Source organism: Desulfoferula mesophila (assembly GCF_037076455.1).
GTDB lineage: Bacteria > Desulfobacterota > Desulfarculia > Desulfarculales > Desulfarculaceae > Desulfoferula > Desulfoferula mesophila.
In genome coordinates this window covers 687,655-702,291 of the sequence record NZ_AP028679.1, presented here as the reverse complement: position 1 = coordinate 702,291, position 14,637 = coordinate 687,655, and the positions used below count along the sequence as shown (strand labels likewise).

Below are 14,637 nucleotides of genomic sequence, written 5' to 3'. Positions count from 1 at the left end.
CAGGAGAAAGCATGGCCCACCAAGAGATTGGCAGGCATTGGCGCAGCATCTTGGACACCTTGGGCGACGGGGTGGCCATCATAGACCCCGGCGGCGAGGTGCTCATGGTCAACCAGGCCATGTGCCGCCTCACCGGCTACGAGGCCCACGAGCTGGTGGGCAGACCCTGCACCGTGTTCAACTGCGACGCCTGCGCCCGCAGCCGCCGGTCCCAGCGGGGCGGCTGGTGCGAGCTGTTTTCCGGCGAGCAGCCCGAGAACCAGGAGATATCCTGCCGCCTCATCCGCAAGGACGGCACCTACCTGCCCGCCCTCAAGGTGGCCGCGCTGTTGCGCGACGCCGATGGGGAGCTGCTGGGCGCGGTGGAGACGGTCACCGACCTGACCGCCATAAGCCGCCGCGACCAGCGCATCAACGAGCTGTCCCACCAGCTGGCGGACGAGGAAGACTTCATGGGCATGGTGGGCCAGAGCCCGGCCATGCGGCGGGTCTATCATCTGATAGAAAAGGCGGCCCAAGGCCATATCCCGGTGTTGATCCACGGGGAGAGCGGCACCGGCAAGGAGCTGGTGGCCCGGGCCATTCACGACCTGGGCGAGCGGCGGGAAGGGCCCTACGTGGTGTTCAACTGCGCGGCCCTGAGCGAGTCGCTGTTTGAGAGCGAGCTGTTCGGTCACGTGAAGGGGGCCTTCACCGGGGCTCACCGCCACCGGGTGGGGCGCCTGGAGACGGCCCATGGGGGCGATTTTTTCATGGACGAGATCGGCGAGCTGCCGGTCTCCTGCCAGGTGAAGCTACTAAGGGTGTTGGAGGAGAAGCACATCGAGCGGGTGGGCGACCAGCGCGGCCTGTTCGTGGACGTGCGCTTCATCGCCGCCACCAACCGCGACCTGGGCGGCATGCTGCGGGCGGGGCAGTTCCGCGAGGACCTCTATTTCCGCCTCAACGTGATCCCCATCCACCTGCCGCCCCTCAGGGAGCGCAGGGAAGACCTCCCCGCCCTGGTGGAGCACTTCCTGGCCCGCCTGCGGCGGCGCACCGCCAAGGACATTTCCGGGGTGTCGCGCCAGGTCATGGAGCGCTTCACCGCCTACCATTGGCCGGGCAACGTGCGCGAGCTGCGCACCGCCCTGGAATACGCCTTTGTCCTGGCCGACCATGGGCTCATCGAACTGGAGCAGCTCCCGCCCCATTTGCAGGGCCGCGCCGCCCCCCCTGCCTCGGCCGCGCCCGCCCCCTCCTTCGCCCCGCTTCGCCCGAGCGACTCCCCGGAGGACGAGCGACAGCGCCGGGAGTTGGTGGAGGCCCTCAAGGCCGCCGGCGGCAACCAGAGCCGGGCCGCCAAGCTGTTGGGGGTCAGCCGGGCCACGGTGTACAACCGCATGAACCGCCTGGGGGTGGAGCTGAAAAAATCGGTGCGCGACTAGCCCTATAGCTCCCGGGTCAGCTTGATGATCTCCAGCAGGGCCCGGTCACGCTGGGCCTGGCGTTTGGCCGCCTTTTCCGGGGGCCAGTCGTAGAAGCCGCCGCCGCTCTTGACCCCCAGCCGCCCCTGCTCCACCAGCGCCTCCAATGGCGGCGAGGCCTCGGTGCGCCGGTCCAGGTGGGGCAGCAGGTAACGCTGCACCGCCAGGGTTGTGTCCAGACCGCCCAGGTCGGCCCGCTCCAAAGGGCCCATCAGGGCCAGGCGCAGGCCGAAGCCGTAGCGCACCACCCGGTCCACCTCCTCGGGCTCGGCCGCCCCCTGCTCCACCAGGGCCAGGGCCTCCCGCTGCAGGGCGTGCTGCAAGCGGTTGCCCAAAAAGCCGGGGATGTCGCGCTTCAGGCGCACCGGCTCCTTGTCCGCCAGCTTCAAGAGCTCCACCACCCGATCGGCCACCGCCACCTCGGTGTATTGACCCGGTATCACCTCCACGCAGGGAATGACCTGCGGCGGGTTCCAGAAGTGGATGCCCAGAAAGCGCTCCGGCCGCTCCAAGTCGCGGCTCAGCTCGTTGATGGACAAGGCCGAGGTGTTGCTGGCCAGGATAACCCGCTCCCCCACCAGGGGCTCCACCCGGGCGAACAGCTCCCGCTTGAGATCCATTTTTTCGGGCGCCACCTCGACCACCAGCCCCGCCCCGTCACACGCGGCGGCCAGGTCTGCCCGGGTGGTTAGGTTTTCCAGGCAGCGGGCGGCCTGGGCCTCGCTCACCAGGCCCACCCCCACGAAGCTGTCCAGGCTGGCCCGCACCCGCTCCCGGGCCGTGGCCAACACCTCGGAGTTGGGGTCGTACAGCCGGACCGGGTGCCCGGCCAGGGCGAAGACCTGGGCTATGCCGTGGCCCATGATGCCCGCTCCGATGACGCTCACCGGTATCGCCCTTTGCCCCTCGCCCTTGGAACCGTTTTGCTCAATCATGTCGATCTTCCCTTTCCTGCGCGTATCCGCTTCCGCCGGGGCCCCTCCCGGGCCGGGCGGCAAAACGATTCCGATTGTAATACATGGGCGTCCGCTTAGTCGATGCAAGGCGGCGGCGCTCAACCCGATCCCTGGGAAGAAAAGGGCCGTGGCCGGGCATAAACCTTCATTCCCCGACGGCTATTGCTATATGATGCCCCAGCAAGGGGGGGCAAACCTCCCGGTTAACCAGCGGGACAAAGGTGTTGGACGATGCGCTCAAAGGAGATCTTCGGGGTGGGACGGCGATCTTTTGGCCGGATTTTGCAGGTGGGGATGATTTTGGCCGCCGTGGCCCTTTGGCCCGGGACGCCGCCCAGCGCCCTGGCGCAGCCGGCCGGCGGCGAGGCGGCCCAGGATTACGCCGCCAAGGTGCGGCAGATGCAGCAGGTTATCGAGCTGCAGCAACGTCAGTTGCAGGCCCAGCAAAAGCAACTTGAGCAGCAGCAACAGATGCTGCGGGCCTTGCAGGAGCAGGTGAGCGGCCTGGTAAAGGCCGAGCGCCAACCCGCCGCCACGCCCGCCCCGGCCCAAGCCGCCGCCCCCAAGACCGCCGCCGTTCCCAAGGCGGCCAAGCAGGCCGAAGAAGATTGGCCCGGCTCCTTCGCGGTGGCGGGCAGCAAGACCCGCATGGCCCTGGGCGGCTTCGCCGAACTCGATCTGATCCACGACACCGGGGCCATTACCTCCCCGGCCGACTTCGTGACCGCCGACATCGTCACCCGGGGGGCCACCAAGGCCGAGGGCTCGGACGGCCAGACCACCTTCAGCGTAAAGGCCACCCGCTTTTGGTTCGAGACCCGCACCCCCCTGGAGGAGGGACGCCTGAAGACCTTTCTTTCCGTGGACTTTTTCGGCGATCCCCAAAGCGCCTCGCCGGACCTGCGCCTGCGCGAGGCCTACGGAGAGTTGAGCCGTTACGTCTTTGGTGGAGATCTCTTGGTCGGCCAGACCTGGTCCACCATCCATTACGCCGACGCCTGGCCCAACATCCTGGATTACGAGGGGCCCAGCGCCGAGGTGGGCCAACGGCTGCCCCAGGTGCGCTGGTCCCGCGCCGTGGGCCAGGGACTGACCCTGAAGCTGGGCCTGGAATCCCCGGACGACCACATTATCCAAGGGGCGGACGCGCTCACCACCTGGCCCGACGGGGTGGCGTCCCTGGAGTGGCTGGCCGGTCCGCTCAAGTTCCAGGGCTCGGCCCTGCTGCGCGATCTCAGGGCCAGCCAGGACAACGGGCCCAGCGAGAGCGCGTTGGGCTGGGGCCTGTTGGCCAACGGCAACCTGGGGCTGCCCTGGTTGCATAAAGGGGACAACCTGACCTTTTCGCTGGCCTACGGCCAGGGCATGGGCTCCACCATCAACGACGCGCCGCCCGACGCCTATTACAACGACACCGACAACAGCCTGGAAGTGCTGCCGGTATGGGGCTATTACCTGGCCTACGAGCACCGGTGGACCGAAAACCTGACCTCGGTGATTCTCTACGGCGGGCTTTACGTGGACAACGCCGACAACCAACCCTACGACTCCTACCACTCCTCCCAATATTCCTGCGCCAACCTGATCTGGCAACCCGCCTCCTGGTGGGTGCTGGGCGGCGAGCTGCTTTGGGGCGAGCGGGTGGACAAGGACGGGGCCAGCGGCGACGACACCCGCTTACAGCTCACCAGCAAGTTCATTTTTTAGGCGAGAAACCCGCCGATGGCCCCGGCGGGCGAAAGGGCTCAATAGCGGATCGCGAGCAGGTAAAAATGCCTTAACCATTTCCTGGTAAAGGTCGCCAGGGGCCTGCGGGCGCGGTGCCTGGGCCAGGGCCGCTCCAGGCCACTCCAGCACCAGCAAAAACGCACTGCCGGCCCCCCATTGGCCGGCGTTGCTTCCCCCCACCCCCGCGACATCTTACAGGCTGCTGCTGGAGACATTGACCCCAGCCCCTTCCAGCCGGTCGGCGGCCTCGCGGCTGGCGCGGTTCAGACGGCCGTGAGGGGAATTAGCCGCGCTCCGCAGCGCCTCATGGGCCCGCGGATCACCCAGGCCACCCAGGGCCCAGGCGGCGGCGCAGCGCACGCTCAGGTCTTCGTTGTCATTGACCAGAACCGCCGCCAAGGGCTCCAGCGCCCTTGGGTCTCCGATCTTGCCCAAGGCCCGCACGGCGATGCGCCGGATGTGGCGGTCAGGGTCTTGCAGCAGAATCACCAGCAACTCCACCGCCCGAGACTCGCCCATCTCGCCCAGGGCGTAGACCGCCACCGCGCGCACCTGGCGGCACGAGGAACCGGCCAGTTCCATCACCCCCTGAGGAGTAAGCACCACCACCTCGGCCAGGCAACCGCTTTGCGAGGCCGCCTGACAGGTCCTTTGCAGCTTGGCCAGCGCGATCTCCGGCGCCCGGTCCTGAGCCGCGGCGACGCCTCCCAAGAGAACCGTAAGGCTAAGCACGGCCAGCAGGCTGATGATTGACTTTCTCATTTTCGCCCTCCTCGCTTGGGATTGCCCAGAACGTCATGCCCTGTCGCATCCTCTTGAGTCCAGGCTAGCCTTGGGCCAGCCGAGGGCGTTAGGAGGTTTGGATGAAGGAGGGTAAGGAAAAAGTGGAAATTTGCCGCCCAGAGGGGGCGGCCGGAACCCGCGGGGGGAATCAGGCAAAATAGTTATTAAATATCAAACTATTACGAAAAATATAAGCTTACGGAGAAGCCCAAAAAAAAGCGCCCGCCGTCCCGCTAATAGGCCAGCCAGTCGTCCAGAGAGGTGACCCCTTCGCGCAGGGCATAGCGGATCAGATCGACCAGATTGTCGATGCCCAGTTTTTCCATGAGGTTACGCCGGTGGGTCTCCACGGTTTTCACCCCCAGGTGCAGCTCTTCGGCCACGTCCTTGACCTTGCGGCCCTCGGCCAGCAGTTGCAGCACCTCCCGCTCCCGGGGGCTGAGCACCGAGGCGGGGGGATGGGACACGTCCTCGCCCAGGCGTCCCACGAAGCCCTTGACCACCATGTCGGTGACCTCGGGACTCAAAAAGGTCTTGCCCTGGGCCACCAGGCGGATCACCGAGGTCAGCTCGTTGGCGGTGCAGTCCTTGACCAGGTAGCCCTTGGCCCCGGCCTCCAGGATCCCGGCCACGAAACGGGGCTCCCGGTGCATGGAAAGGGCCAGCACCTTGACCCCGTCCATCTCCGAGAGAATCTGCCGGGTGGCCTCGATGCCGTTGAGCTCGGGCATGGACACGTCCATGACCACCAGGTCGGGCCGCAGGCGCCGGGCCAGGAGCACCGCCTCCCGCCCGTTGTCCGCCTCGCCCACCACCTCCATGTCCGCCTCCTCGGACAACAGGCTCTTGATTCCGTCGCGCACGATTTTGTGATCGTCAACCAGAAGTATGCGGCTGGTCATCAGCGTCCTTCCCGGCCTTGGCCACCGTGGCCAAAGGCACCGTCAAACATGCCAAGCTGCCTCCCCGGCTGGGGGAGGAGATTTCCAACTTTCCCCCCAGTAGGTCCAAACGCTCGTGCAGACTGAACAAGCCCAGGCCGGTGCCCGAGTTGACGTGCTGGGCGGGATCGAAACCTATGCCGTCGTCGCCCACGCTCAAGTTCAGCGCCCGCTCATCGCGGGACATGGCTATCTCCACCCGCCGGGCCTTGGCGTGCTTGGCGCAGTTGAGCAACAGCTCGGAGACCGCCCTAAACAAAAAGCCGCGCAGCAGGCCGTCGTGCACCTCCACCTCGTCCGTGCAGCAAAACTCCACTTCCAGCCCGTAGCGCTCCCGCCCCTGCTCGGCCAGCCATTCCAGGGCCGGGGCCAGGCCGATTTCGTCCAGCACCCGGGGGCTGAGCCGGGCGGTGAGGGAGCGGGTGTCGGCGATGGCCTGGTCCAAGAGCGCCTGCACCTGGGTGAGCCGCTCCCGTTCGCGTCCCTCGGCGCTCTCGGCCGCCTTGGAGAGCTGAAGCTTGCTCACCGCCAGGTACTGCCCCACCCCGTCGTGCAGGTCGCGGGCGATGCGCCGCCGCTCCTGGTCCTCGGCCTTGACCAGCTCGGCGGTGAGCGCGCGCTGGCGGGTAACGTCCACCGCGGTGCCGATCATGCCGTTGACCTTGCCCTGGTCGTCCACCAGTGGTGCGGTGTAGGAGAGAAAAATCCTCTCCTCCCCGTCCGCCCTGATCACCCGGTACTCCACGTCTTCCAGAACCAACCCCAGGTCGCGCACCTGCTTGAAGGCCCGCACGCAGTGGCGATGGTCTTCCCGGCGCACGAAGGCGATGAAATATTTACCCAGCATCTCCTCGGGCCGGTAGCCCATCAGGCGGCCCACCCTGGGCCCCACGAAGGAGTAGGTGCCCTCGTTGTCCAGGGTGTAGATGAGCTGGGGGTTGGAATCGACCAGGGAGCGGTAGCGGGCTTCGGAGTGCGCCAGTTGGGCGGTGCGCGAGGCCACCTTTTCCTCCAGGGAGGCGTTCAAGGTGTCGAGCTGGCGCTCGCGCTCCTGCACCTGGGCCCGCAGCTTGAACTGCCCCAAGAGGGCCGCGCGGTGCAGCCAGTTGGCGCCCAGCAAGAGCATGCTGGCCGAAAACAGGGTGCCGGTGTTGTGCAACAGGGCGTTGCCCCCCAAAAGCGGGGTGTCGGCAATGGCCAGAGGCACCAAGTACACCAACAGCACCGACGCCGCCAGACAGACGGCCACCCCCAAGCGGATGGGGATCAACACTATGGCCGCGATCAGCAACAGGGTGAGACCGGCGTAGTAGTTGGAACCGGTGCCGCCCATGGCCACCAGCATGGTCTCCAGCATGACGGCCACGGTGAGGGCCCCGGCTATGGTGAGCCCCTCCTGCCAGGCCTGGCCGCTACGCCGGCGGTTTATGAGCCACAAAAGGGCCATGACCGCCGCCGCACCCAGGCGCAGGCTTAAGAACAGGCCGAAAAAGGGGCGGGCCAAACGCCAGTCCACCACCGCGAACAAGGGCACCAGCACCACGCCCACCGCAAAGCCCACCCCTAGGCGGCTTTGCAGCAACTCCACGTAGTGCGCCTTGAACTGGTCTTTGGCTTGTCCCGGGTTAACGCTCACTTGACTCACGCCTTGCGAGTTGGTTTGCGGCACAGGTGCCAGGGGCCTCCCGTATCCCCGGCGCGGAACCAGGGGTGGTTCAGCCCGGCGGGACGGCGAAAAACATCTGGTGCGGCAAAGGCCCGACATACCGCGTCGCGAGCCATGGGTCGGGCGCTGGGAGCATGCTCATGAAGCGACGCCCCAGCATCTGATGGCCGGGAAATCCTCGGCGGGGGTGGGGCGGCTTCATGTCTCCCATGCGGCGGCGACTGGCTGGCGCGCGAGGCCGTTGCGCCACTTTTTTAACCCCCCGGTAAGGACGGTTGGTTCGGTGCGGCCCGGGAGGGCCGACTCAACGTCCCGCCCGGTGCAAACCAAGTCGCTGGCGGACCGTATGGTCACCATAATGATAGTATAATTGCCCAGTGATTGTGTAGCTTTTTTAGTCGGGCTCCGCACAGGCGGCTTGGTGCGCCGGCAAAAACAAGGGGGGCCGGATGGATTTCCGGCCCCCCGATGCCGGCCGTGGCTCAGCCGGCGCAGGTGGCGCTAGGGACGGGCCGTGGTGGCCGAAGCCCGGGCCGTCTGGGCCGGGCCCGCCGGGGCCTGGCCGGGAGCCTGGCTCCGCAGGTATTGCCAGCCGCCGCCCAGGGCCTTGTACAGGCGGATCACGTCGCCGGTGATGGCCTCCTGGCTGATGATGCGCTGGTCGTCATAGGAGAACAAGGAGCGCTGGGCGTCCAGCACGTTGGTGAAGTTGACCAGGCCGTGGCGGTACTTTTGCTGGGCGATCTCCGCCGCCTTTTGGGCCGCGTCCACCGCGGCGGTCAGGGAGACCAGACGCTCCTGCTCCTGGCTGAAGGCGGTCAGCGAGTTGCGTATCTCCTTTACCGCGTTCAACACCGCCTTGTCGTAGCGCGCGGCCAACTGTTCCTGCTTGGCGTTTTGCACCTCGATGTTGGCCCGGATGGAACCGGCGCGGAAGATGGGCCAGGTAATGGTGGGCAAGAAGCTCCACACGTTGCTGGCGGAGTTAAACAGGTTTTCGGATTTCATGGACTCCAGGCCGATGGAGCCGATCAGGTAGAACTTGGGATACAGATCGGCCGTGGCCTGGCCGATGCGCGCCGTCTGGGCGGCCAGGGCGCGCTCGGCCATGCGGATGTCGGGCCGCCGGCGCAGGGTGTCCGCCGGGATGCCCACCACCACGTTGAAGGGGGCCTTGGGGATGGCGGCGGGTTGGGCCAGGCGCTTTTGCAGGGTGCCGGGCATCTGGCCCACCAGCACCGCCAGGATGTTGGTGGATATCTCCAGGCCGCTCTTGAGGGAGGGGATGGTGGAGCGGCTTTTCTCCAGGTTGTAGCGGGCCTGCTGCACGTCCAGCTCGTCGCTGAGTCCCGCCTGGTAGCGGGCCTGGAGGATGTCCAGGGTGTCGGCCTGGGCCCGCACGTTGCTCTCGGCCACCGTGAGCCGCTGCTGAAAGGAGCGGATGGCCACGTAGGTCTGGGCCACCTCGCCGGCCAAGGACACCCACACCGACTCCAGCGAGGCCTCCTGGGTCTGGATGTCGGCCTGGGCCGCCTGGACCCCGCGCCGGGTGCCGCCGAAGATGTCGATCTCCCAGGTGGCGTCGAACCCGGCGTGATAATAGGTATTTTCGCTATACATCGCCTCGTCGACGGTGTTATAGCCGACGATGTCGCGCCCCTTTTTATAAGAGCCGGTGGCATCGACCTCGGGGAACAGCCCCGCCCGGCTTATGGTCAGTTGGGCCCGGGCTTCGCGCACCTTGGCCCGAGCCTCGCGCACGTCCAGGTTGCCCTGCAGGGCCTCATGGATCAGCTCGGTGAGCATGGGATCGTTGAACACCTGCCACCAGGCGACCAGATCCTTTTTGCCGAGCGTGACTTCCCGGCCCTTATTGCCGTGGGCCCCGACCACGTCGGAGACGTCGGGCTGGGGCGTCTGGGGCTTCTGGTAGTCCGGCCCCACCGTTACGCAGCCACTCAGGCCGAGGCACAGGGCCGCTATGAGCAGTATTCGCATTTTCATCACAGGCCCCCCTTGGCGGCCTTTTCCGATGCGGCGTCGCGGCCGCGGGACAAAGCGCTTTTCAAGTATTCGCGCAGGCTCTGGAACAGGACGTAGAGCGCCGGCACGATGAGAATGCCCATCACCGTGGCCGCCACCATGCCCGCGCACACCGTGAGGCCGATGGCCTGGCGGCTGTTGGCTCCCGCGCCGGTGGCGAAGATCATGGGCAGGGTGCCCAGGATGAAGGTGAAGGCGGTCATGAGCACCGCCCGGAACCGTTCGCTGATGCCGATCTGGGCCGCCTCCAGGATGCTGTGGCCCTTTTCGCGTTGGGTCTTGCAGAACTCCACGATAAGGATGGCGTTCTTGCTGGCCAGGCCCACCAGCAGGATGAGGCCCAGTTGGGCGTAGATGCTCAGCGACAAGCCCATGAGCTTGATGCCGGCCAGGGCCCCAGCCACGGCCACGGTGATGGAGAGCATCACCGGCACCGGGATGGTCCAGCTTTCATACTGGGCCACCAACAACAGGTAGCCGAAGACCAGGGACATGAGCATGAGCAACAGGCCCTGGTTTTGGACCTTGCGCTCCTGATAGCTCATGCCCGACCAGTCGATGGTGTAGCCCTTGGGCAGGCTCTCTTTGGCCAGGCGCTCCACCGCCGCGATGGCCGCGCCGGTGCTGACCCCCGGCGGGGTCAGGGCGGTGATGGCGGCGCTGGGGAACTGGTTGAAGCGCAACAGCATCCGGGGCGCGGCCGTGGGCCGTACCTTGACCAGGCTGGACACCGGCACCATCTCGCCGGCGCTGTTTTTCACGCTGAGGTCGCCGATGTCCTCCAGGCTCTTGCGGAAGGGCCAGTCGGCCTGGACCATGACCTTGTTCACCTGGTTGCCGATGTTGATGTCGTTGACGTAGCGCGAGCCCAGATAGTTTTGCAAGGTGGCGAAAAGGCTCTTGATCGATACGCCCAGCGATTCGGCTTTGGCCCGGTCCACCTCCAGGTGCAGGTGGGGAGTGTCGGCCGAATAGGTGGAAAAGGCCACCATGATCTCCGGCGAAGTGTTCAGGCGCATGAGGAAGCCGCCCAACACCTGGGCCAGCTGCTGGGGATCGTTGTCGTTGATGCTCTGCAGGCGCAGGTCCAGCCCGTTGCTCAGCCCCAGCCCCATGATGGGCGGCGGGGTGAAGATGTTGGTGCGGGCCTCTTTTATCTGGGCGGCGTTGGCTTGCAGCTTGCGGACAAAAGCGCCGATTTGCATCTCGGCGCTCTTGCGCTCGCTCCAGTCCACCAGGTGGGTGACCATGAAGCCCATGTTCTCGCCGCTGCCGCCGATGAGGCTGTAGCCGGCCACGTCCATCACCGATTCCACCCCCTTGAGCTTGCGGGAGTAGTCGGATATCCGCTTCATCACGGCTTCGGTGCGGGCCAGGGAGGCCCCCTCGGGCAGCTGCACGTCGGTGAAGATGGCCCCCTGATCCTCGGGGGGGATCAGCGAGGTCTGGGTGGTGTAGAAGAACAGTCCGCTGATCCCGGCCAAGGCCAAAAGGATGACCACCGGCAGGGCCAGGCGCTTGGCCAGCCACATGGACCACACCGCGTAGCGGTCGCGGCCCTTGTCCAGGCCGCGGTTGAACCAGGCCAGGGGGCCCCGGGTGGGGCCGCGTTGCGTGCGCAACAAGGTGGCGCACAGGGCCGGGCTCAGGGTCAGGGCCACGATGGTGGAGAACAGCACCGCCGTGCTGATGGTCACCGCGAACTGGCGGTAGATCTGGCCGGTGAGGCCGGCCACGAAGCCCACGGGCACGAAGATGGCCAGAAGCACCAGGGAGATGGCGATGATGGCCACGCTGACCTCTTGCATGGCCTTGATGGCCGCGTCCTTGGGCCCCAGCCCCTCGTTCTCCATCAGGTGGTAGACGCGCTCCACCACGACGATGGCGTCGTCCACCACCAGGCCGATGGCCAAAACCAGGGCGAACAAGGTCAGCAGGTTGATGGTGTAGCCCAGGGCCATGAGCACCGCGAAGGTGGCCAGCAGCGAGACCGGGATGGCCACCACCGGGATGAGGGTGGCCCGCCAGTCTTGCAAAAAGACGTAGCATACCAAAACCACCAGGCCGAAGGTGAGCAGCAGGGTGAGGAGATTTTCGTGCACCGAGGCGGTGATGGTCAGGGTGGCGTCGTAGGCCATGGAATAGGTCACCCCGGAGGGCCAGGTCTGTTGCAACCTGTCAAGCTCGGCGCGCACCGCCTTCATGGTGGCCAGGGAGTTGGATCCGGGGGTCTGGGCCAGCATCAAGGCCACGGAGGGTCGACCGTCGTAGGTGGTGCTGTAGGCGTAGGTGTCGCGGCCCAGTTCCACCCGGGCCACGTCCTTCAGGCGCACCTGGCCGCCCCGGGGATCGGAGCGGATGACGATGTCGGCGAAGTCCGTGGGGTTGTTGAGGCGCCCCTGGGCCTGCAGGGTGTAGACCAGCTTGATGTCCTTGCCACCGGGGGAGGAACCTACCGAGCCGATGGAGGCCTGGAGGTTCTGGGTGGAGATGGCGTTCACCACGTCCTGGCTGCTGAGCCCCAGCGCCTGCAGACGGTCGGCGTTGAGCCACACCCGCATGCTGTACTGGCCGCCCAGGATGGTGACCCCGCCCACGCCGGGCACCCGCTTGAGGGCGTCCTTGAGGCGCTCGTGCACGAAGTTGCTCAAGAACAGATCGCTGCGCGAGTTGTCCGGGGAATAAACCGCCATGAAGCCCAGCACGCTGGAGGAGCGGGTCTCCACGGTGAGCCCCATCTGGGTCACCTCGCTGGGCAGCTTGGACATGGCCTGTTGCAGGCGGTTCTGCACCTTGACCAGGGCGATGTCCAGGTTGGTGCCCACCTCGAAGCTGACCGTGAGCTGGTAGTAGCCCTGGTTGTCGCTCTTGGACTCCATGTAGATCATGTTGTCCACGCCGTTGATTGCCTGCTCGATGGGCGTGGCCACGGTCTTGGCCAGCACCTCGGCGCTGGCTCCGGGATACATGGCTTCCACCACCACCGTGGGAGGGGTGACCTGGGGATACTGCTCGATGGGCAGCGAGCTAAGGGCCAGCGCTCCGGCCAGGGTCAGCACGATGGCGATGACCATGGCGAAGCGGGGCCGCTCTATGAATAGGCGCGAGATCATGACCGGCGGCCCTCCCCGGCGGCGGAGGTGTCGGCCACCTTAACCGGTTGACCGGGCCGCACCTTTTGCAGGCCCTGGACCACCACCTTCTCGCCCTGGGACACCCCCGAGGTGACGATGCGCTTGCCCTCGACGCTGTCGCCCAGGGTCACATAGCGCTTCTGGGCCACGTCGCCCTTGGCGATCACATACACGTACTCACCCTTTTGGTCGGTCATCACCGCCTCCTGGGGCAGGGTCAGGCCGCGGCGGGTGTCCGGGGTCTGTACGAACACCTTGACGTAGCTGTTGGGCACCAGCTCGCCGCCGGCGTTGGCATAACGCAGGCGCAAGACGATGGTGCCGGTGCTTAGATTCATGCGGTTGCCCACGAAATCCAGGGCGCCGTCGCCTTGGAAGGAGTCTCCGTTGGCCAGTTGCAGCTTGGCCTGGATGGCCGCCAGGCCGTCGCGCTTGCTTATCTTGAGCAGGTCCAGGTAGTCGCGGTCGCTCATGGAAAAGCGCACCCGCACCGGGTCCACCTGCACCACCCGGGCCAGCATCACGTTGCCGGGGCTCACGTAGTCGCCGGCGGTGACCTCGGCCTTGCCGATGCGCCCGGCGATGGGCGAGCGCACCTGGGTGTAGCCCAGGTCGATCCGCGCCAGCTGCAGGTTGGCCTCCGATTGCTTGATAAAGCTTTTGAGCTGCTCCACCTTGGCCTTGGCCTCCTGCTTGGCCGCCGTGTATTGGCGCACCGCGCTCAGGGCCTTGTCCACGTCCGCCTGCACCACGCTGCGGGCGCCCGCGCTCTTGAGGCGCTTGAGGTAGCTGTCGGAGTAGCCCAGCTGGGCCTGCACCGATTCCAGGTTGGCCTGGGAGGCTACCAAGCTGGCCTTGGCCTGAGCCAAGGTGGCCTGGTTGAGCTCCACCTTGGCCTCATAGCGGTCCGGGTCGATGGTGTAGAGCAGGTCGCCCTGGTTGACCATGGCGCCTTCCTTGAAGTGCACCTGCTTGATGGTGCCGGCCACCTGGGCGAAGATCTCGGCGTCCTGGATGGCCTCCACGTGCCCCACGTACCTCTTGGGCGGCTGGAGAGCCGAGTCTTCCACCGTGGCGACCATCACGCTGGGAGGGCCGCCCAGCCCGGCCATGGCGGCCATGCTTTTGCCGGCGCCCGGCTGTCCGCCGGAGAAAAGGCCGCGGGCCAGCCAACCGGCGCCCACCAGGGCCAACACCAAAACACCTAGGACGATGGGTTTATAAACGCGCACCGTAAAAATCTCCTTGGTTCCTCCGGGGAGGCTTCATCCCTCCCCCGGCAAAAGTTTCAGGCGCGGATGCTGTCCAGCACACCCCGCACTGCCGTCTTCATGCTGCACTCGAGTGGCCTTTTGGACATGCCGCTCAGGTACAGGCGCACCATGCCGGTGAACAGTCCCACCAGGATGTCGCAGATCTCCGCCACGTCCACCTCCGGGCGAACCCGGCCCCGCTGTTGCTCCTGGGTCAGCACCCTTTCGAAATCCCTGAAGGGAGTGTTGCGTAAATTGCCGTCGCGCAGATGGTCGAAGATGCGCTTTTCCGTGGCCCATTCCACCTGCATGGACATGAACCGGATGAACTGCCTGAACTTGGGATCGCTGTCCAGGAAATCGACGCGGGCCTGGAACTGCCGCTCCAAATCCTCCAGGGTATCCACCGTGGGCACCCTCTGGTAGAGCAACTCGTACTCCCACAGGTGCATGGCCTCGATCAACTCCACCAAAAGCTCTTGCTTGTCCTTGAAGTGCCAATACACCGCCCCCCGGGTCATGCCGATGCGTTTGGCTATGTCGCTCAGGGTAGAGCGGGAAAAGCCCTTTTCACTGAACACATCCAAGGCGCCTCTCAAGATGTTTTCCCGGGTCTGCTGGGCCTGTTCATTGGTCCGGCGGGCCATGGGCGGCTCCTTTCGCTCTG

10 protein-coding genes are annotated in these 14,637 nt (G+C 66.0%); 2 read left to right on the top strand and 8 right to left on the bottom strand.

What is annotated here, in order from left to right; translation table 11 throughout:
- Window positions 1-11 precede the first annotated feature (11 nt).
- The gene (locus AACH32_RS03185; protein WP_338605312.1) at window positions 12-1,427 is read left to right on the top strand and encodes a sigma-54 interaction domain-containing protein; all 1,416 of its coding nucleotides are present in this window, start codon (window positions 12-14) and stop codon (window positions 1,425-1,427) included.
- Window positions 1,428-1,429: 2 nt separating this feature from the next.
- On the opposite strand, the gene AACH32_RS03180 is transcribed toward AACH32_RS03185, so the two are convergent.
- Window positions 1,430-2,401, bottom strand: coding sequence for a 3-hydroxyacyl-CoA dehydrogenase family protein (locus tag AACH32_RS03180; protein ID WP_338605310.1), 972 nt, complete (start codon window positions 2,399-2,401; stop codon window positions 1,430-1,432).
- A gap of 252 nt (window positions 2,402-2,653) precedes the next feature.
- Between AACH32_RS03180 and AACH32_RS03175 the strand changes: the two genes are divergently transcribed.
- On the top strand, window positions 2,654-4,129 hold the full coding sequence (locus AACH32_RS03175) for a DcaP family trimeric outer membrane transporter (RefSeq protein WP_338605309.1): 1,476 nt from the start codon (window positions 2,654-2,656) through the stop codon (window positions 4,127-4,129).
- A gap of 213 nt (window positions 4,130-4,342) precedes the next feature.
- Here AACH32_RS03175 and AACH32_RS03170 read toward each other — a convergent pair whose 3' ends face one another.
- The 7 genes from AACH32_RS03170 to AACH32_RS03140 form a co-directional block, all read right to left on the bottom strand.
- Window positions 4,343-4,912 carry a HEAT repeat domain-containing protein gene (locus AACH32_RS03170; protein WP_338605308.1) on the bottom strand — a complete coding sequence of 190 codons (570 nt, stop codon included), beginning with the start codon at window positions 4,910-4,912 and terminating at the stop codon, window positions 4,343-4,345.
- Between the two features lie 254 nt (window positions 4,913-5,166).
- A complete protein-coding gene (locus tag AACH32_RS03165; protein WP_338605307.1) occupies window positions 5,167-5,835 on the bottom strand; it encodes a response regulator transcription factor in 669 nt (222 codons plus the stop codon).
- The gene (locus tag AACH32_RS03160; protein ID WP_338605306.1) at window positions 5,810-7,510 is read right to left on the bottom strand and encodes a PAS domain-containing sensor histidine kinase; all 1,701 of its coding nucleotides are present in this window, start codon (window positions 7,508-7,510) and stop codon (window positions 5,810-5,812) included. The genes AACH32_RS03165 and AACH32_RS03160 overlap by 26 nt, the downstream gene beginning before the upstream one ends.
- Before the next feature lie 531 nt (window positions 7,511-8,041).
- Window positions 8,042-9,544 (bottom strand): efflux transporter outer membrane subunit, encoded by a 1,503-nt coding sequence (locus AACH32_RS03155; protein ID WP_338605304.1) that lies wholly within the window; start codon window positions 9,542-9,544, stop codon window positions 8,042-8,044.
- On the bottom strand, window positions 9,544-12,696 hold the full coding sequence (locus AACH32_RS03150) for an efflux RND transporter permease subunit (protein WP_338605303.1): 3,153 nt from the start codon (window positions 12,694-12,696) through the stop codon (window positions 9,544-9,546). The genes AACH32_RS03155 and AACH32_RS03150 overlap by 1 nt, the downstream gene beginning before the upstream one ends.
- Complete coding sequence (locus tag AACH32_RS03145; protein ID WP_338605301.1) at window positions 12,693-13,949, bottom strand: efflux RND transporter periplasmic adaptor subunit; 1,257 nt, start codon at window positions 13,947-13,949, stop codon at window positions 12,693-12,695. The genes AACH32_RS03150 and AACH32_RS03145 overlap by 4 nt, the downstream gene beginning before the upstream one ends.
- Before the next feature lie 56 nt (window positions 13,950-14,005).
- On the bottom strand, window positions 14,006-14,617 hold the full coding sequence (locus AACH32_RS03140; protein WP_338605300.1) for a TetR family transcriptional regulator: 612 nt from the start codon (window positions 14,615-14,617) through the stop codon (window positions 14,006-14,008).
- Between the last annotated feature and the right edge of the window lie 20 nt (window positions 14,618-14,637).